The sequence below is a fragment of the Qipengyuania qiaonensis genome, assembly GCF_019711515.1.
Taxonomy (GTDB): Bacteria; Pseudomonadota; Alphaproteobacteria; order Sphingomonadales; family Sphingomonadaceae; genus Qipengyuania; species Qipengyuania qiaonensis.
This window is the reverse complement of sequence record NZ_JAIGNO010000017.1, coordinates 26,252-43,438: the sequence shown is the minus strand read 5'-3', so window position 1 is coordinate 43,438 and position 17,187 is coordinate 26,252. Positions and strand designations below refer to the sequence as shown.

The window sequence follows — 17,187 nt, the reverse complement described above, 5'->3', positions numbered from 1 at the left end:
TCCCAGTTGAAGAAGACGATGTACGGACCCGTCTCGCAGACCGGCGCCGGAGGCGGCGGGGGCGGAGGCGGCGGAGGAGGAGGCGGGGGCGGAGGCGGCGGGGGGGGCGGAGGCGCTTCCGCCGCGCCGAAATTGAATGCCAGCGTTGCCATCAGCGAGTGCGACGACCAATCGCCTTCGACGACCGACGTGTCGAACGAGCCACCAAGGCGATAATTCGGGACATTGAAGAAGCGATAACGCAGGCCGACATCGATATTGTCGGTGATCGGGGTGCGTACCCCGGCAAGCGCCTGCCAGGCGAATTCCCATTCGTCGCCATTGACCAAGTTCTGTTCGTTTCCGGCCGGGGTAATGGCGATCGCCTGATCGACCAAGGCGCCACCCGCGCCCGCACCGACAAAAGCCTGAATCCCGTCATCGCTCCCGAAATCGAGCAATACGTTGGCCATCAGGCTAGCCGCAGACGAACTGCCGATCAGTTGATCGGAATCGAAAGTCCCCGCCGGGGTGACGAGTTCGTCATGATCGGCCTTGCGATAGCTACCTTCCGCTTCGATACGGAAAGCGCCGAAATCGTACCCGATCAGGGCCATGCCGTCGAAGCCGAGATCCGACTCGAGCGTGATTTCAGTCCCTGAATCGGGGACTACTTCGGTAAGCTCGAAGTCGTGTGTCAACATCGGACCGAAGCCGAATTCGATATAAACCGTATCGTCTTTTGCCACCGCAGGCGCGGCGAGCGCGGTCGAGCACATGGCCAGACCCAGTGTTAATTTGCGCATGATTCCCTCACTTTTCCGGAGCAGGCCGCGACCTGTTTGCAAAAGTGTATGACAAGTGAGTCAGTTACCGGTCGAAATCGTTCTTATTTTTGTAACATTTTGGCAAAGATCGACAGATCACATCTGAATGAGGCACAGACCGAGGCAGCCTCAGCTAACTTCGATCGTATATAGCTGCCGTGTCCAGACAGTCAGCATTTCCCCGACCTGCGCTAGCACCGCATCGACTTTATCGCCGTCGATCGGCGCGTCGACCGGTGACTGATGATAGACCGCAAAAAAAATCGCTGTCTCCGCCGGGCCCAGAGTGAAGCCGATATCTCCACGTACTTGGCCCATACCCGGTGGGGTGCCCGAAGTGCCCGTCTTGTCACCTGCAATCCAGGTAGGCGGCAAACCCGCGCGCACGCGCTCGAGCCCAGTCACGGATTCGATCATCCACTGTCGGAGCACCGCCTCTCTCTCAGTTGTCAGAGGCCCTTTGTCCCCGGAGGACAGGATTGCGGCGAGCGTTCGGGCCATGGCAGCGGGCGTGGTCGTGTCGCGGACGTCTCCCTCGCGGACGTAGTTGAGCTCGGTTTCCTTCCGGTCGAGCCGTGACACATCGTCGCCAAGCCGGCGCCAGAAGGCAGTCAGGCCCGCCGGCCCGCCGACGCGGTCCAGCAGAAGATTTGCGGCCAAATTGTCTGAAACGGTCTGCGCCGCATAAGCGAGTTCCCGAAGCGTTGCGCCCTCTTCGATCCGTGTCGAAGTGAAGGGTACATGGGAGATGAGATCGCTCTTCGTCCACGTGACGCGCTGCGACAGATCGAGCTTGCCTTCCTGCTCCAGCGACAGGGCCAGCGCGGCGAGCGATGCCTTGAATGTCGAGCACATCGGGAAGCGCTCTTGGCCCCGGTATGACAATGAGGCCCTTTGGAGTGGATCGTGGAAGGCGACTCCGAGTCGGCCACCGAGAGCGCGCTCGAGAATGGCAAGCTTGGACATCAGTCGCCCGTCATTGCTCGTTTCGAGCGGAACGCAAGCCCCGGCGACTAGTGCGGCAGCCCCGGCGATTGCACTGCGGCGATCGAACATCATCCGCGTTTCCTGGCTTGTGCATAGGTGCCCAGCAGGCGGACCCCATTTGTCTGAAAAGCCAATTCGTCCAGAGCGGCGTCGACCCGCGGCTCTCCCGGCGCACCTTCGATATCGGCAAAAAATTGCGTGGCGGCGAAGCTCGCCCCTTTCTGGTAGCTTTCGAGCTTGGTCATGTTCACCCCATTGGTGGCGAAACAGCCGAGTGCCTTATAGAGTGCTGCCGGGATGTTCTTCACCTCGAAAATGAACGTCGTCATGGCCTGCGCGCCGGCCAGTTCGACCAGGTCCAGCGCATCCTTTGCCAAGACGACGAAGCGGGTAGTGTTGTCATGCGCATCCTCGACCTCGCGCTCGACGATTTCTAGACCGTAAAGATTCGCGGCCAGCGCCGGGGCAATTGCGGCGATATTGGTTTTGCCGCTTTCCGCCACAAAGGCCGCTGCGCCTGCTGTGTCTGCGTGGCTTAGGCCGACGATCCCCCGTTCCGAAAGGAATCTGTGCGATTGGCCGAGCGCTTGAGGATGGCTGTAAGCGGCCTCGAACGGTCCATCGCCCAAGGCCATCAGGCAGTGAGTGATGCGCATGAAGTGTTCGGCCACGATGGCCAGCCCGCTTTCCGGCAGCAGGAAATGAATGTCTGCCACGCGCCCATGCTGGCTGTTTTCGATCGGAATCATCGCGCAGCCCGCGGCGCCGCTGTCCACGGCCTCCAGCGCATCTTCGAAGCTGAAGCAGGGCAGAGGCAGCGCATCCGGGGCAAACTGCATCGCCGCCTGGTGCGAATTCGATCCGGGGGCACCGCCGAAAGCGATCGCCTGTAGCGGTTTGATTGCAGCGGCTGCGCGCATGGAATCGACGAGAGCGAGGGCTGGTTTGGCGAACTGGCGCATAGTGTCTCGCGCGTTAAGGTGGCCGTCTCGCCGCATCAAGCGCTATTGCGGCCTGTGCACTTGCGAAAGACGACTGTGCACACTAGAGCGGCGCGCAACCATCTGATCAATCGATTTTCGCCGGGTATTTTACGCAATGGACGATCGTTTCAACACCGCCGCAGGCTGGGTTCTCTTCGCCGGTATCGTGGCGCTGGGCAGCTCTATCGTGTCGGGCATGTACTTTCACGCCGACAGTGCCGAACATCCCGAGGAACCCGGCTTTTTCATTCAGGGCGAAGCTGAGGACGGCGGTGCAGCCGATGGTCCTGATCTCGGCACATTGCTCGCCAGCGCAGATGCCGCGGCGGGCGAGAAGGTCTTCGCGAAGTGCACTGCCTGCCATACGATAGAGCAGGGCGGGGCGAACGGTATCGGGCCCAATCTCTATGGCGTCATGGGCGAATCGATTGGCACCGGGCACGGTGGTTTTGCCTTTTCGAGCGCTTTGAGCGGTCATGGCGGAACCTGGACCTGGGAAAATATGGACGCATGGCTCGCCAGCCCACGGGCCTTCGCAAATGGCACCAAGATGAGCTTCGCCGGGCTTTCGAAACCCGAAGATCGCGCCAATGTCATGGAGTATCTGGCCGCAAACGGCGGGGCACCTGCCAAGCCGGCGCCTGCCGCGCCGGCAGCAGAGGAAGCCATCGAAGAAGACGCAGCGCTTGAGGGCGAGGAAGCGGCCGAGGTCGCGGGCGCCGAAGAAGCTCCCGCGGCGGAGAATGCAGCCGCCGATGACGGTGGTGCGGCCGAGCCGGCCGAATAGTTTGCGGCACTAGCGGTGATCGAAAGGCCTCGCTCCGGCGGGGCCTTTTCCGTTCAGGGCATCAGCCCTTGAAGCCCTGCGCGATGACGTACCATTCGCTGGAGCCCTTGCGGCTCGCAGGCGGTTTGGCATGTTTCACCGTCCTGAAATGCTGCTTGAGCAGTTTGAGCAGGTCGTTGTCGGTTCCGCCGGCCAGTACCTTGGCAATATAGGTACCGCCCGGTGCAAGGTTCTCGATAGCGAACCAGGCACCAGCCTCCACCAGCCCCATGGTCCGCAGGTGGTCGGTCTGCTTGTGCCCCACGGTATTGGCGGCCATGTCGCTCATCACCAATTCGGCCTTTCCGCCTAGCGCTTCCTCCAGCACACGCGGCGCATCCTCGTCCATGAAATCCATCTGGAAGATCGTAACGCCATCGATAGGCTCCACTTCGAGCAGGTCGATGCCGACCACATGCGCCTTGGGCTTCAGTTTCCGCACGACCTGGCTCCAGCCGCCCGGTGCGATGCCGAGGTCGACGACGCGCGAACCGCCTTTCAGAAGGCCGAATTTCTCGTCCAGCTCGATCAGCTTGTAAGCCGCCCTGCTGCGATAGCCATCGGCCTTGGCCTGTTTGACATAAGGATCGTTGAGCTGTCGCTGCAGCCAACGGGTCGAGCTGGCCGTGCGCTTCTTTGCGGTTTTTACTCGCGTCTCGCGATCCTTGCCCGATCTAGACATCCTGTTCGCGCATCCTCTGTAGCGCAACGCGGCTGCGTTCGCCCTCGGCATCCGCAGCTATCAGGCTGCGCAGGATACCCTCGCGAATGCCCCGATCGGCAACACCGAGCTGTTGGGCAGGCCAGATATCGAGGATCGATTCGAGGATGGCACAGCCCGCTATGACAAGGTTTGCCCTGTCGTCGCCGATACAGGGCAATTGTTTGCGGTCTGGCGCGCTCATGCGCGATAGGCGGCCGGAAATGTCGCGCATGGATTTCGAAGGCACGATCAGGCCGTCCACCGCCTGCCGGTCGTATTGAGGCAGCTCGAGATGAAGGCTGGCCAGTGTGGTAACCGTGCCGCTGGTGCCGAGCAGCCGGATAGGCTCAGCCGAATGTGTGTGTTCGCGGATCCGCTCCGCGAACTCGGCAAAGCTCCGGCCCACCGTGCGGCGCATTTCTACATAGCGGTCTAGACGCTTCGCCTCGTTCTCATCCGATCCATTGACGGTATCGGTAAGCGAAACGACACCCCACGGCACGCTGAGCCAATCCATGATGCGCGGAATCTTTTCATCCGGCTGGACCAGTACCAATTCGGTAGAGCCACCGCCAATATCGAAGATGATTGCGGGCCCATTGCCTTCTTCAAGCAGGATGTGGCAGCCGAGCACGGCAAGTCGCGCCTCTTCCTGCGCAGATATGATGTCGAGCATTATGCCAGTCTCGCGTTTTACGCGCTGGATGAAAGCCTCGCCATTGGAGGCGCGCCGACAGGCTTCGGTGGCCACCGATCGGGCCAATCGGACATTTCGGCGACGCAGCTTGTCCGCGCAGACGTGCAGCGCGGCGAGCGTGCGCTCCATCGCTTCGTCCGACAGTCTGCCGCTGACCGCCAGTCCTTCGCCCAGCCGGACAACGCGGCTGAAAGCATCGATCACGGTGAAGTTTTCGCCCGAGGGCCGCGCGATCAACAGGCGGCAATTATTGGTTCCCAGATCGAGAGCAGCATAAGCCTGCCTGCGCGGTACATGGCCGGTCTGCATATTCGGCGAAGATTTCTGGCGGGGTGTCGAAGCCCCATCGCGGCGTGGCACATTTCGCCTGTCGCCTGGTTTGGCTTCGGGCCGGGAGGGGCGCTTGTAGCGGAAATCGGCTACCTTGCCGGACTTGCCGCCCCGTTGTGTCCCGTGCCCCCTTGTCGTGTCCGGCGGAAGATGATCCGCCATATCCAGAGCTTTCTTTATTCCTCCCACGCAAACCACCGTACGCAGGGACTTATCTTGGATGCTAGCGGCGAAGCGCAAGCGGGGCAAGAGTGTGCACACGGCGCGGGGTTGACCTCGCGGGGCGACGAAACTAGATGCGCGGCCTCTTCCCCGGAGCGGCAAACGATTCTCGCCGGCCCGGCGGCTGATGCCCCGTCGTCTAATGGTAAGACTACGGACTCTGACTCCGTCAATTGAGGTTCGAATCCTCACGGGGCATCCAGTTTTTCGGATACCGTTGCCAAAGCCGTTTTCCCGCGCCAGACAGGTTGCAATGGGAGACGGAGTTTGAGCGAGACCTTTCCGGAAATCCGCGAAGCGGTGCGGCGGTTGTGCGCCGGATTTCCGGGCGAGTATTGGCAACGCCTTGACCGTGATCGCGCCTATCCGGGCGAATTTGTCGCGGCGCTGACCGAAGCGGGATTCCTCTCCGTACTGATTCCCGAAGAGTATGACGGATCCGGCCTCGGCCTCGAAGCAGCCTGCGCCGTGCTTGAGGAAATTCACCGCTCGGGATCGAATGGTGGCGCTTGTCATGCCCAGATGTATACGATGGGCACCCTGCTCAAGCACGGCTCGGAAGAGCAGAAGCGCGAGTATCTCCCGAAGATTGCCAGCGGCGAACTGCGCTTGCAGGCTTTCGGTGTAACCGAGCCGGGTGCCGGGACCGACACAACCCGGATATCTACTTTCGCGCGGCGAGATGGGGACCACTATGTCGTCAACGGCCAGAAAATCTGGATCAGTCGGGCCGAGCATTCGGACCTCATGGTCTTGCTTTGCCGCACGACCCCGCGTGAGGAGTGCGCCAAGTCTTCGGATGGAATGAGCGTCCTGCTGGTCGACATGCGCGAGGCGGTGGGCAATGGGCTGACCATTCGCCCGGTTCGCACCATGCTGAACCATGCCACAACAGAACTGTTCTTCGACGATCTGCGCGTGCCAGCGAGCGCGCTGATCGGGGAAGAAGGCAACGGTTTTCGCTATATTCTCTCGGGCATGAATGCGGAACGCATCCTGATCGCCAGCGAGTGTATCGGCGACGGACGGTTTTTCATTGACCGGGCTGCTGCCTATGCCAAGGATCGCAGTGTCTTCGGCCGCTCCATCGGCGAAAACCAGGGTGTGCAGTTCCCGATTGCACGTGCCTATGTTCAACTCTCTGCCGCGGCCGAAATGGTGACCAAGGCGGCGCGTATGTTCGACGCCGGCGAGACCGCGGGAACAGAGGCGAACATGGCCAAGATGCTGGCGAGCGAGGCCAGTTGGTTCGCCGCCGACATGTGCATCCAGACCCATGGCGGCTTCGGCTTTGCCGAGGAATACGATATCGAACGCAAGTTCAGGGAGACGCGATTGTATCAGGTCGCGCCGATCAGCACGAACCTGATCCTCAGCCATGTGGCGACACATGTGCTGGACCTGCCCAAGAGTTTCTGAGGAGAGCAATATGTCGAGCAACGGTCCGCTGACCGGCCTCAAGGTTGTCGAATTCCAGGGTATCGGCCCCGGCCCTCATGTGGCGATGATGCTGGCCGACATGGGTGCGGAAGTCGTCCGGATCGAACGAGCCGGACACCAGCCGATGAACCCGGTGGTCGAACGCGCCCGGCATCGCGCGGCAGTCGACCTCAAGAGCACAGCCGGGCAGGAGTTCGTCAAGACCGCGCTCAGGCATGCGGACGTGCTGGTCGAAGGGTTCCGGCCGGGTGTGATGGAACGGCTTGGGCTCGGCCCGGAAGAGATGCTCGCCGCAAATCCGCGGCTAGTCTACGCGCGCATGACCGGGTGGGGGCAGGAAGGCCCATTGGCGCAGGCCGCCGGTCACGATCTCAATTATATCGCCATTACCGGCGCGCTCGATGCGATAGGCAGGCGGGGAGAACTGCCGGTACCGCCTCAGAACCTCGTCGGCGACTTCGGAGGCGGCTCTATGTACTGCGCGATGGGTATTCTGGCCGCGCTATTCGAACGACAGGCCAGTGGCAGGGGACAGGTCGTCGACGCCGCCATTGTCGACGGCGTCACCAGCTTGATGAGCTTTTTCTACGGCCAGCCGCATAGCGCGTTGCGCACGGCCGAACGCGGCACTGGGCTGCTCGGCGGGGCCGCGCATTTCTATCGTTGCTATACCTGCAAGGATGGCAAGGAGATCAGCGTCGGGGCCATCGAGCCGCAATTCTACGCCGAGCTGCTGCAGCGCGCGGATGCGCCCGATATACTGCAGGAAGGTCAGATGAATCCGGGCAACTGGGACGAATACGCCGACGATCTTGCCGCCATGTTCGCCACGAAAACACAGGCCGAATGGTGCGAGCTACTCGAGGGCACCGATGCATGCTTCGCGCCAGTTATCCCGCTGGACGAGGCCAAGGACCATCCCCACATGAAGGCGCGCGAAGCCTTCGTCGAGCGCGACGGGCGCTGGCACACTGCCCCCGCACCGCGTTTCGATCGTACGCCGAATACAATCCGCGCCAGCACTCAGGATGGCGAAGCCGTCGTTGAGCGATGGGCGCAACAAGGCTAGGGCGAGCGCCAAGAGGAGATAGCCCATGTACGAGTACACCCAGTTCTACATCGACGGCCAATGGGTCGACCCGGTAACCCCGAACACCGTCCCGGTCGAAAATCCCGCGACCGAAGAAACCATCGGCCATATTTCCATAGGTACCGCCGCCGACGTCGACAACGCAGTCGCCGCGGCGCGCCGGGCATTCGAGAGCTGGCAGTTCTCGACCCGCGCCGAACGGCTCGACTTGATGCGCTCGATTCAGTCGGAACTCGAAAAGAGCATGCAAGACCTCGCCCGCGCCGTGAGCGATGAAATGGGCGCCCCAATGAGCCTCGCGAGCGGCCCGCACACCGGCCTCATCGCCGGACACCTCGCGACTGCCATCGGCATTCTCGAGAACTTCGAGTTCGAGCAGACCGCCGGCATCACAACGCATCTCTACGAACCGATCGGAGTGGTGGGGATGATCACCCCCTGGAACTGGCCGCTCAACCAGATCGCCTGCAAGGTCTTCCCCGCGCTCGCGACCGGCAACACGATGATCCTCAAGCCCTCCGAGATTGCGCCCGTCGATGCCGCAATCTTCACCGAGATTATGCATGCTGCGGGTGTTCCGGCGGGCGTCTACAACATGATCAACGGTGATGGTCCGGGCGTTGGCACGGCTATGTCTGGCCATCAGGGCATCGACATGATCTCGTTCACCGGTTCGACCCGCGCGGGGATTGCTATTGCGGCCAATGCCGCAAGCACGGTCAAGCGCGTGGCCCAGGAACTGGGCGGCAAGAGCCCCAACATAATCCTGGATGACAGTTCCTTCACCCGCTCGGTCGCGCGCGGCACGACTGCAATGATGGGCAATTCGGGCCAGACCTGCACTGCGCCCAGCCGCATGTTCGTGCCCAAGGCGCGCATGGAGGAGGCCAAGGTCGCGGCCAGGGAAGCTGCCGAAAGCGTCGTTCCCGGCGATCCCAAGGGCAACGCCACCATCGGCCCTGTCGTCTCGAAGGCGCAGTGGGACAAGATACAGGGCCTGATCGAGAAGGGCGTCGAAGAAGGTGCGACATTGGTTGCGGGTGGCCCCGGCAAGCCCGAAGGCCTCGAGGTTGGTCATTATGTCAAGCCGACGGTCTTCGCCGATGTCACCAACGACATGACGATCGCGCAAGAGGAGATTTTCGGCCCGGTCCTCTGCATTCTCGGCTACGAGGACTACGACGATGCTATCCGTATCGGCAACGACACCGAATACGGCCTTGCCGCGCACATCATGGGTGAGGACACCGAGAAGGCGAAGGAGCTCGCCCGCAAGATCCGTGCGGGCCGGGTCGCAATCAACGGCGGCTACGACATGAACGCATCGTTCGGCGGCTACAAGAAGTCTGGCAACGGCCGCGAATGGGGCGTCTTCGGCTTCCACGAGTTCCTCGAGGTCAAGTCGGTGATGACTGCCTGATGGCTGGCAGGTTCTTCGACGACTGGCAGGTCGGCGATAAGCTGACCCATGACATTCGACGCACGGTGACTGAAGCCGACAATCTCTTCTTCACCGTGATGACCCACAACCCGCAGCCGCTCCACCTCGATGTGGAAGCGGCGAAAGAAAGCGAGTTCGGGCAGATCCTCGTCAACGGAACCTATACGTTCTCGCTTATGGTGGGACTCAGCGTCGGCGATACGACGCTGGGTACCTTGGTGGCCAATCTGGGCTACGATAAGCTGGTCATGCCAAAGCCCGTCTTCATCGGCGATACGCTGCATGCGACGAGCGAGGTGATTGGTTTGCGCGAAAGCAAATCGCGCCCGGATGCGGGAATCGTAACCTTCCTGCATGAAGCGTTGAACCAGCGCGCCGAGATCGTATGCCGGTGCGAACGCTCGGCATTGCTAAGAAAGTCGGGCTGAAAAGCGGGCAACACCCCCGGGGGGCGAGCGGTCGATGCGGAAGGAGAGAGAGTTGCCGCATCGCGAACCATTTAGCGTGACCGACGTGCTGCGCGAGCTCGACGAGCTCGCATCGCATGGCGACCAAGTCCGTGTCGCGGATGTGCTGGACGATTTCGGTGGGCGCAGTTTCGGCCCCTTCATCATGATCCCGGCTTTGCTGGAGATCACCCCGGTGGGAGGGATTCCGGGCGTTCCGACTGTGCTCGCGTTGTTCATTTCGCTGATCGCGGGCCAGCTCCTCGTGGGCCGCGATCATGTCTGGATGCCTCAAGTCGTGCAGCAGCGCGCCGTCGGCTCGAGAAAATTGCACAAGGCGGTCCGCAAGCTTCGTGGCCTCGCCAGCTTCCTCGATCGGTATAGCGAAGGTCGTCTCGAAGGATTGACCGAGGGGCCTGTGATAAGACTGGTCGCGCTCATCGTCATCGCGCTGTGCTGCACGGTTCCGCCCCTTGAATTCCTTCCTTTCGCCAGCTCTATCCCGATGCTGGCTATCGCGGTGCTCGGAATGGCTTTGACCGTACGGGACGGTGCGCTTGTGCTTGGCTCTCTCGTATTTACGGGAATTGCCACGGCGCTGGGTATCTACGTGTATTTGAATGCGACGAACGACGGCAGCGGGCTGTCCTTGATCTGAAATTGGATAGGTTTGATCCGGTGTTTTCGCATGGCGTCAACGGCGTGCACTGGGTGATCGACTGTCTGGTTGGCTGAGAGCGGAAAATTGGCGATGCAGGACAACTTGCCATTCACCTGCCATATCCTACATTATCAGGGATGAAAGGAACCCGCGCATGAGCGAGCAGAATTCCCCGCCCGAGCCTGAGGGCAATGGGCCGAACCCCTGGGTGAAGAGCCTGATGATCTGGGGCGGCATATTCCTCGCCTTGCTGATGGTCGTTTCGGTGTTCGGTGGTGGCACGGGGGGCAACGGCACCCAATTGCTCTACTCCGATTTCCGCGACAAGGTGGCAGAAGGTTCGGTCGCCAACGTCCAGATATCCGAAACAAAGATTGTCGGCGAAATGAAGAATGGCGAGCAGTTCTCGACCATTCCCGTAGCGAACGACACTTCTTTGCCGCAGCTTCTGGAAGACAATGGCGTGCGCTATTCGGGCGCGGAGGCCGATAGCGGCAATATCCTTCTGTACGCGCTGATCCAGATTCTGCCCTTTGTGCTTATCCTCGGGATCGCCTTCTTCGCGCTTCGCCAGGTCCAGAAAGGCGGCGGGGCAGGGGGAGCCATGGGCTTCGGCAAATCGAAAGCCAAGCTGCTGACCGAACGTCAGGGCAAGGTGACCTTCGCGGACGTTGCCGGGATCGACGAGGCGCGCGAGGAACTGGAAGAGATCGTCGAATTCCTGAAGGACCCGCAGCGCTTTTCCAAGCTGGGTGGCCAGATCCCCAAGGGTGCGCTGCTGGTCGGCTCTCCGGGTACGGGTAAGACGTTGCTTGCCCGGGCCATCGCGGGCGAAGCGGGCGTGCCCTTCTTCACCATTTCGGGCTCGGACTTCGTCGAAATGTTCGTCGGCGTGGGCGCAAGCCGTGTGCGCGACATGTTCGAACAGGCCAAAAAGAACGCGCCCTGCATCCTCTTCATCGACGAAATCGACGCAGTCGGTCGATCACGTGGCCACGGCCTTGGCAATTCGAACGACGAACGCGAGCAGACGCTGAACCAATTGCTCGTCGAGATGGATGGTTTCGAGGCCAATGAAGGCATTATCATCATCGCCGCGACCAACCGCCCCGACGTGCTCGACCCAGCGCTGCTGCGCCCAGGCCGTTTCGACCGGCAGGTCGTGGTTCCGGTACCCGATATCGAGGGTCGCGAAAAAATCCTCGCCGTCCATATGAAAAAGGTGCCGCTGGCTCCGGACGTGAATGCGCGCACCATCGCGCGCGGCACACCCGGGTTCTCGGGCGCGGATCTCGCCAATCTCGTCAACGAGGCGGCATTGCTGGCTGCCCGGCGCAATAAGCGCCTCGTGGCGATGCAGGAGTTCGAGGACGCCAAGGACAAAGTCATGATGGGCGCCGAGCGCCGCAGCATGGTCATGACCGAGGACGAGAAGAAGATGACCGCTTATCATGAGGCGGGCCATGCGCTGGTTTCGCTCAACGAGCCGGCATCCGATCCGATACACAAGGCCACGATCATCCCGCGCGGCCGCGCGCTGGGCATGGTCATGCGTCTGCCCGAACGCGACAATTACTCCTATCATCGCGACAAGATGCACGCGAACCTCGCCGTTGCCATGGGCGGGCGCGTTGCCGAAGAAATCATCTTCGGACACGACAAGGTGTCCAGCGGCGCGAGCGGCGACATCCAGTATGCCACCGATCTGGCGCGCAACATGGTCACCAAATGGGGCATGTCCGACAAGCTGGGGCCCCTGCAATACGAAGCGAGCCAAGAAGGCTACCTTGGCATGGGACAGACTGCGCGGACGATGTCCGGCGAAGAGACGAACAAGCTGATCGATGCCGAGATCAAGTCGCTGGTCGAAGGCGGATTGAAGCGGGCCACCGACATCCTCACCGAACAGGAGGAAAAGCTCCATTTGCTCGCTCAAGCGATGCTCGAATATGAGACGCTGACGGGCGAAGAGATCGACCAGTTGATGAAGGACGGGAAGATCGACCGGCCGGACGAGCCGAAGAGTTCAACTCCCGTCAAGCCGATCGCCGGAACTGCTGTGCCCAAGGCGGGCAAGAAATTTGGCGGAGGGGCTGCGCCACAGGGAGTATAGGCACGCCCGCTATCGGTAAAGTCGGATGGCTCAGGCGGCCATTGCGCCGATGACGGAGATGAACAGGCCAATAGCGACCCAAGCGAACATGCTGAGTGTCAGCATTCGCCATAGCGCCCCCCAACGGCCCAGCTCATAGGCGCCGCGCAACTGGCGGTACATGTGCCATGGCGCGTAGAACAGCAGAAGGCCGCCCAAACCGCCCCAGCCGTAGTAGAACAGCAGGCTAACGACGGCCACGAGCATGATCATGAAGGCGATCGAGTAGGTCGTGAAGACCGTATGGTCGTAGCCTTTGAATCTGCGGTTGAAGGGGAATAGCAACCAGACGAACGGGACGCTGAGCGGTATCAGCATCCAGCTGAACTTATACGCGTTGGTTTGCGCCTTGTAGATCGCCAATTGCGGGTTCTTGCGCACTTTCTCGATAGCTTTGGCCAGCCCGCTATCTTCAGGAAGAGGCGTCTTCTCGAACCCTGCGATGAAATCCTTTTCGAACTCGTCTCCCACACCGCCCAGAACCGTCCCGAGGCCTTTCTGGTCGTCTTCGAGAGATTGGATTTCTGCATCGATTCTAGCCAGGCTCTCCGGATCGTCGAGATTGCGTTGACGATCGTTCCGCAGCTTGACCAATTCCTCCTCGTTCGTCGCATAGGCCGCCTTGGCCTGTTCGAAACCGGTCACTTGCGGGGAAAGCGCCTGGTCGCCGCCTAAGGCACTGAAAAGCGCATAGCTGAAGAACACGACGAACAGGAACAGTGCGATCGGACTGACATAGCTCGCCCGCTTGCCGTCGATATATTCGCGGGTCAGCTTGCCTGGCTTCCACACGAGCAAGGGCAGTGTGCGCCAGGTCTTTCCTTCGAAATGGAGGACGCCATGCAGGAGGTCGTGAAAGAACGCGCCGAGTGTCCGATGGATGTGCGCGCGTTGCCCGCAATTGTGGCAATGAGCTCCCACCAGTTCGGCACCGCAATTGAGGCAGGCGTTTTCCCGCGTATGCCCTTTGCGCAAGCCCGTGGGGTCTTCCAGCGTTCGCGCTATCAAACCCCCCGTTGCCGCATCGCTTGCGCCTGACGCCAAGTCCCCGAAATCTTCCGTCATGAAAAGTCGTTTACTGATTTACCGAGGGTGAGGAAAGCTGTCGCGAGAAATTTCGTCCTAATACAAGAAGGGCCGCCCCTTCCGGAGCGGCCCTTTGGCAATTTCCGGTCGACCGACCGCGTCAGCCGTCGTAATCGGCCCCGATAGACGTTGAGCGGGTCGGTGCCGAAGCTGTGATCCGCAGCGCTTCCGCCGACTGGCTCAGCGAACCCACTTCATCCATCTCGTCGTCGTCGTCCGGAAGTATCTTCTGCAGGTTGGTGACGGCGGCTTCGTGCAGTTCCTTGGGCTTGATCGTCTGCTCCGCGATTTCGCGCAGGGCGACGACCGGATTCTTGTCACGATCGCGATCGACGGTCATCTCCGCACCGCCGGAAATCTCGCGTGCCCGCTGGGCGGCCAGCAGGACGAGATCGAAACGGTTGGGGACCTTGTCTACGCAGTCTTCTACGGTAACGCGCGCCATTGGGCACTCCGATGCAAATCAAGTGATTCCGGGAAAGCGTGCGACGTAGGCGTTCGGCGCCCGCCAGTCAAGGATTTGCCGTCTGCCTGCAAGCGAGTAAGGCATCGCAAATGGGAGAAAGCCTAGCCGCTTGCGATATCGCGGAATTCACCGATCCGGAGCCGTTCGAGGTCGACGCCGCGGGCCAACGTCTCTCGTTTTATCCGGGTGGATCGGATCGGCGCGCGGCGCTGTTCTCGCTCGTCGAAACGGCGCAAGTCAGCCTTGAAGTCTGTTTCTACATCTTTGCCGAAGACACTGTCAGCACCCAGTTCCGCGATGCGCTCGTAGTCGCCGCCCGGCGCGGAGTGAATGTCACTTTGATCGTCGATCGCTTCGGCGCCGATGCGAGTGACGAATTTCTCCAGCCACTGGTCGACGCGGGAGGCGAATTCCTCTGTTTCTCGGCCAGATGGACGCGCCGCTATCTGATCCGCAACCACCAGAAGCTGGTGATCGCGGACGGGACAAGGGCAATGTTCGGCGGGTTCAACATTGCCGACGATTATTTCGCATCGCCTGCCAACAATGGATGGAACGATCTCGGGATAGTAATCGAAGGCCTGGCGGTCGCCGGCCTCAATGACTGGTACGCGAGACTGCGCGAGTGGACCGAGCGGGAAGAACAGCACGCCCGCGAGATAGCGCGCACGGTGCGCGAATGGGAATGGACAAAGCCGGATATTACCTGGCTCGTCGGCGGCCCGACCCGTGGCCTGTCGAGCTGGGCACGCTGCGTGTCGGACGACCTGATAGAAGGCGACCGACTCGACATGTTCATGGCCTATTTCAGCCCGCCCAAGAAGCTCCTCCGCCGTATGGGGCGCATCGCGCAGAAGGGGAAAACGCGGTTGGTGATGGCAGGCAAATCGGACAATGGCGCGACCATCGGCGCCAGCCGCTCGCTTTACGATTACCTGCTATCGAAACGTGCGCAGATCTGGGAGTTCGCACCATGCAAGCTGCACACCAAACTGATCGTGCTCGACGACGCGGTCTATATGGGCAGCGCGAACTTCGACATGCGCAGCCTCTATATCAATCTCGAGTTGGTGCTGAAGGTGGAAGATGCCGCGCTGGCCGATCGGATGCGTGAGTTCATCGGCCAGCACATCGCCGCATCCGAACGGATTACCATTCCGCTGCACAAACGGCGGGCGACGCTGTGGAACCGCATTCGCTGGAACCTCAGCTGGCTATTGGTATCGGTGGTCGATTACACGGTGACCCGGCGCCTTAACCTCGGCATCTGATCTATTCGTAATCGTCGTAGTGCCGCACATCGGGGCTTGAGAACTTCGTGATCTCGCTGTGGAACAGCAGCGGGACATTGCCGGTCGATCCGTGACGTTGCTTGGCGACGATCAATGTTGCCTTGTTGACCAGCTCGAGGTGGCGCGCCTCCCACTCGGCGTACTTCATCCGCACCTCTTCCGAACTGGTTTCGTCGGGCGTGTCGGGCTTTAGCGCGTTGTGGTAATATTCGGCGCGGTAGATGAACCAGACCATGTCCGCATCCTGCTCGATCGAGCCCGATTCGCGCAGATCGGCAAGTTGCGGGCGCTTGTCTTCGCGCTGCTCCACCTGCCGCGATAGCTGCGAGAGCGCGATCACCGGGACGTGCAGCTCCTTGGCCAGCGTCTTGAGGCCGCGGCTGATTTCGGAAATCTCGTTGACACGATTGTCGCTGGCGCGGCCCGAACCCTGCAACAGCTGGAGATAGTCGACGATTACGATGCCGATATCGTGCCGCCGCTTGAGCCGCCGGGCGCGCGTGCGCAGTGCGCCGATGGTCAGTGCAGGAGTGTCGTCGATAAAAAGCGGCAGGTCGGTCAGTTCCTGACTGGCGAAGGACAGTCGTTGAAACTCCTCACGGCTGAGCTTGCCCGAACGCAGCTTTTCGCTGGAGATTTCGGCTTGTTCGGCAAGGATACGCGTGGCGAGCTGGTCGGCACTCATTTCGAGGCTGAAGAAGGCGACGCCCGCACCGGGGGACTTTTCGCGTTCGATGCCCGATTTTTCGTCGTCCATCAGCCGCCGTGCGGCGTTGAAGGCGATATTGGTGGCGAGCGACGTCTTGCCCATGGCCGGGCGGCCGGCAAGGATCACAAGGTCCGAATTATGCAGGCCCGATGTCTTGTCATTGATCGTGTCGAGGCCGGTGGTCTTGCCGGAGAACCGCCCGCCCGAATTCATCGCTGCCTGCACGACTTCCAGCGCCCCGAAGGCCGCTTTGCGGAAAGTCTGTGCCTCGCTGCCGGTGCTGGCGCCTTCCGCTACGCGATAGAGGTCGGCCTCGGCCTGTTCGATCTTGCGCAGCGGTTCGACTTCGTCCGAAGTGTCGAGCGCGCCTTCGACCAGGTTGCGTCCTACGCTCACCAGTTCACGCAGAAGGGCGAGATCGTAGATCTGTTCGGCCAGTTCGCGCGGGTGAAGGAGGCCTTGGCCGTCAGCCGTCAACTGGGCCAGATAGGTAACACCGCCGAGTTGCTTCAGCGCCTCGTCGCTTTCGAAATAGGGCTTCAGCGTTACCGGTGTGGCCACCGAATTCCGGTCCAGCAGCCGAAGCACACGCTCATAGATGCGCTGGTGGACCGGCTCGTGGAAATGCTCCGCCATCAAGGGCGTGGTCAGTTCCTCGATCACCTTGTTGTCGATCAGCACTGCGCCCAGAAAGGCCGCCTCCGCCTCGAGATTGGCGGGCAGGACGGGACCCTTCGCCGGCTTGGTATCGGTCGAATCGTCGGCGGGGAAAAGGAGATCGGTATCGGCCATCCGTCCCTGATGCCCGCTGGCATGACCCGGTGACAAGGAATTTGGGCAGCTAAATTTT

Annotated in this window: 16 protein-coding genes and 1 tRNA gene; 9 read left to right on the top strand and 8 right to left on the bottom strand. The window is 61.1% G+C overall.

The window, feature by feature from the left end; all coding sequences use genetic code 11:
- From K3174_RS15885 to K3174_RS15875, 3 genes are all read right to left on the bottom strand, one after another.
- Positions 1-785, bottom strand: a 785-nt coding sequence (locus K3174_RS15885; protein ID WP_221560418.1) for an outer membrane protein, incomplete at its 3' end; no start/stop codon positions are given.
- A gap of 150 nt (positions 786-935) precedes the next feature.
- Entirely contained in the window at positions 936-1,865 is a 930-nt protein-coding gene (gene bla, locus K3174_RS15880) for a class A beta-lactamase (protein WP_221560417.1), read from the bottom strand.
- On the bottom strand, positions 1,862-2,755 hold the full coding sequence (locus K3174_RS15875) for a prephenate dehydratase (RefSeq protein WP_221560416.1): 894 nt from the start codon (positions 2,753-2,755) through the stop codon (positions 1,862-1,864). Before K3174_RS15875 ends, bla begins: the two co-directional genes overlap by 4 nt.
- Before the next feature lie 136 nt (positions 2,756-2,891).
- Here K3174_RS15875 and K3174_RS15870 point away from each other — a divergent pair, with 136 nt between their 5' ends.
- A complete protein-coding gene (locus tag K3174_RS15870) occupies positions 2,892-3,563 on the top strand; it encodes a c-type cytochrome (protein ID WP_221560415.1) in 672 nt (223 codons plus the stop codon).
- Between the two features lie 61 nt (positions 3,564-3,624).
- On the opposite strand, the gene K3174_RS15865 is transcribed toward K3174_RS15870, so the two are convergent.
- A complete protein-coding gene (locus K3174_RS15865; protein ID WP_221560414.1) occupies positions 3,625-4,284 on the bottom strand; it encodes an RlmE family RNA methyltransferase in 660 nt (219 codons plus the stop codon).
- Positions 4,277-5,494, bottom strand: coding sequence for a Ppx/GppA phosphatase family protein (locus K3174_RS15860; RefSeq protein WP_221560413.1), 1,218 nt, complete (start codon positions 5,492-5,494; stop codon positions 4,277-4,279). Before K3174_RS15860 ends, K3174_RS15865 begins: the two co-directional genes overlap by 8 nt.
- Before the next feature lie 188 nt (positions 5,495-5,682).
- On the opposite strand from K3174_RS15860, the gene K3174_RS15855 reads away from it, so the two are divergent.
- The 7 genes from K3174_RS15855 to ftsH all read left to right on the top strand — a co-directional run bounded on the left by K3174_RS15855 (position 5,683) and on the right by ftsH (position 12,745).
- Positions 5,683-5,756 (top strand) — tRNA-Gln (locus K3174_RS15855).
- A gap of 65 nt (positions 5,757-5,821) precedes the next feature.
- Positions 5,822-6,973 (top strand): acyl-CoA dehydrogenase family protein, encoded by a 1,152-nt coding sequence (locus K3174_RS15850; RefSeq protein WP_221560412.1) that lies wholly within the window; start codon positions 5,822-5,824, stop codon positions 6,971-6,973.
- 10 nt (positions 6,974-6,983) lie between these two features.
- Positions 6,984-8,063, top strand: a complete 1,080-nt coding sequence (locus tag K3174_RS15845; RefSeq protein ID WP_221560411.1) for a CaiB/BaiF CoA transferase family protein — start codon at positions 6,984-6,986, stop codon at positions 8,061-8,063.
- A gap of 25 nt (positions 8,064-8,088) precedes the next feature.
- Positions 8,089-9,504: an aldehyde dehydrogenase family protein gene (locus K3174_RS15840; protein WP_221560410.1), complete on the top strand. Its 1,416-nt coding sequence runs from the start codon at positions 8,089-8,091 to the stop codon at positions 9,502-9,504.
- Positions 9,504-9,953, top strand: coding sequence for a MaoC family dehydratase (locus K3174_RS15835; RefSeq protein WP_221560409.1), 450 nt, complete (start codon positions 9,504-9,506; stop codon positions 9,951-9,953). The genes K3174_RS15840 and K3174_RS15835 overlap by 1 nt, the downstream gene beginning before the upstream one ends.
- A 52-nt stretch (positions 9,954-10,005) precedes the next feature.
- Positions 10,006-10,629: an exopolysaccharide biosynthesis protein gene (locus tag K3174_RS15830; RefSeq protein WP_221560408.1), complete on the top strand. Its 624-nt coding sequence runs from the start codon at positions 10,006-10,008 to the stop codon at positions 10,627-10,629.
- Positions 10,630-10,786: 157 nt separating this feature from the next.
- Positions 10,787-12,745, top strand: coding sequence for an ATP-dependent zinc metalloprotease FtsH (gene ftsH, locus K3174_RS15825; RefSeq protein ID WP_221560407.1), 1,959 nt, complete (start codon positions 10,787-10,789; stop codon positions 12,743-12,745).
- 30 nt (positions 12,746-12,775) lie between these two features.
- Here the strand turns inward: ftsH and K3174_RS15820 are convergent, their stop codons facing one another.
- Both K3174_RS15820 and rpoZ read right to left on the bottom strand, forming a co-directional pair.
- Entirely contained in the window at positions 12,776-13,849 is a 1,074-nt protein-coding gene (locus K3174_RS15820) for a DUF3667 domain-containing protein (RefSeq protein ID WP_221560406.1), read from the bottom strand.
- 121 nt (positions 13,850-13,970) lie between these two features.
- On the bottom strand, positions 13,971-14,315 hold the full coding sequence (rpoZ, locus tag K3174_RS15815) for a DNA-directed RNA polymerase subunit omega (RefSeq protein ID WP_221560405.1): 345 nt from the start codon (positions 14,313-14,315) through the stop codon (positions 13,971-13,973).
- 110 nt (positions 14,316-14,425) lie between these two features.
- Between rpoZ and K3174_RS15810 the strand changes: the two genes are divergently transcribed.
- Entirely contained in the window at positions 14,426-15,607 is a 1,182-nt protein-coding gene (locus K3174_RS15810) for a phospholipase D-like domain-containing protein (protein WP_221560404.1), read from the top strand.
- Position 15,608: 1 nt separating this feature from the next.
- Here K3174_RS15810 and K3174_RS15805 read toward each other — a convergent pair whose 3' ends face one another.
- Positions 15,609-17,129, bottom strand: a complete 1,521-nt coding sequence (locus K3174_RS15805) for a replicative DNA helicase (RefSeq protein ID WP_221560403.1) — start codon at positions 17,127-17,129, stop codon at positions 15,609-15,611.
- Positions 17,130-17,187 lie beyond the last annotated feature (58 nt).

What these genes read in the sequence shown, in the direction of transcription:
- K3174_RS15860 (WP_221560413.1), bottom strand. Translation starts at nt 5,494, where the DNA reads ATGGCGGATCATCTTCCGCCGGACACGACAAGGGGGCACGGGACACAA.
- K3174_RS15820 (WP_221560406.1), bottom strand. Translation starts at nt 13,849, where the DNA reads ATGACGGAAGATTTCGGGGACTTGGCGTCAGGCGCAAGCGATGCGGCA.
- K3174_RS15865 (WP_221560414.1), bottom strand. Translation starts at nt 4,284, where the DNA reads ATGTCTAGATCGGGCAAGGATCGCGAGACGCGAGTAAAAACCGCAAAG.
- K3174_RS15805 (WP_221560403.1), bottom strand. Translation starts at nt 17,129, where the DNA reads ATGGCCGATACCGATCTCCTTTTCCCCGCCGACGATTCGACCGATACC.
- K3174_RS15870 (WP_221560415.1), top strand. Translation starts at nt 2,892, where the DNA reads ATGGACGATCGTTTCAACACCGCCGCAGGCTGGGTTCTCTTCGCCGGT.
- K3174_RS15840 (WP_221560410.1), top strand. Translation starts at nt 8,089, where the DNA reads ATGTACGAGTACACCCAGTTCTACATCGACGGCCAATGGGTCGACCCG.
- bla (WP_221560417.1), bottom strand. Translation starts at nt 1,865, where the DNA reads ATGATGTTCGATCGCCGCAGTGCAATCGCCGGGGCTGCCGCACTAGTC.
- ftsH (WP_221560407.1), top strand. Translation starts at nt 10,787, where the DNA reads ATGAGCGAGCAGAATTCCCCGCCCGAGCCTGAGGGCAATGGGCCGAAC.
- K3174_RS15845 (WP_221560411.1), top strand. Translation starts at nt 6,984, where the DNA reads ATGTCGAGCAACGGTCCGCTGACCGGCCTCAAGGTTGTCGAATTCCAG.
- K3174_RS15810 (WP_221560404.1), top strand. Translation starts at nt 14,426, where the DNA reads ATGGGAGAAAGCCTAGCCGCTTGCGATATCGCGGAATTCACCGATCCG.
- K3174_RS15875 (WP_221560416.1), bottom strand. Translation starts at nt 2,755, where the DNA reads ATGCGCCAGTTCGCCAAACCAGCCCTCGCTCTCGTCGATTCCATGCGC.
- rpoZ (WP_221560405.1), bottom strand. Translation starts at nt 14,315, where the DNA reads ATGGCGCGCGTTACCGTAGAAGACTGCGTAGACAAGGTCCCCAACCGT.
- K3174_RS15835 (WP_221560409.1), top strand. Translation starts at nt 9,504, where the DNA reads ATGGCTGGCAGGTTCTTCGACGACTGGCAGGTCGGCGATAAGCTGACC.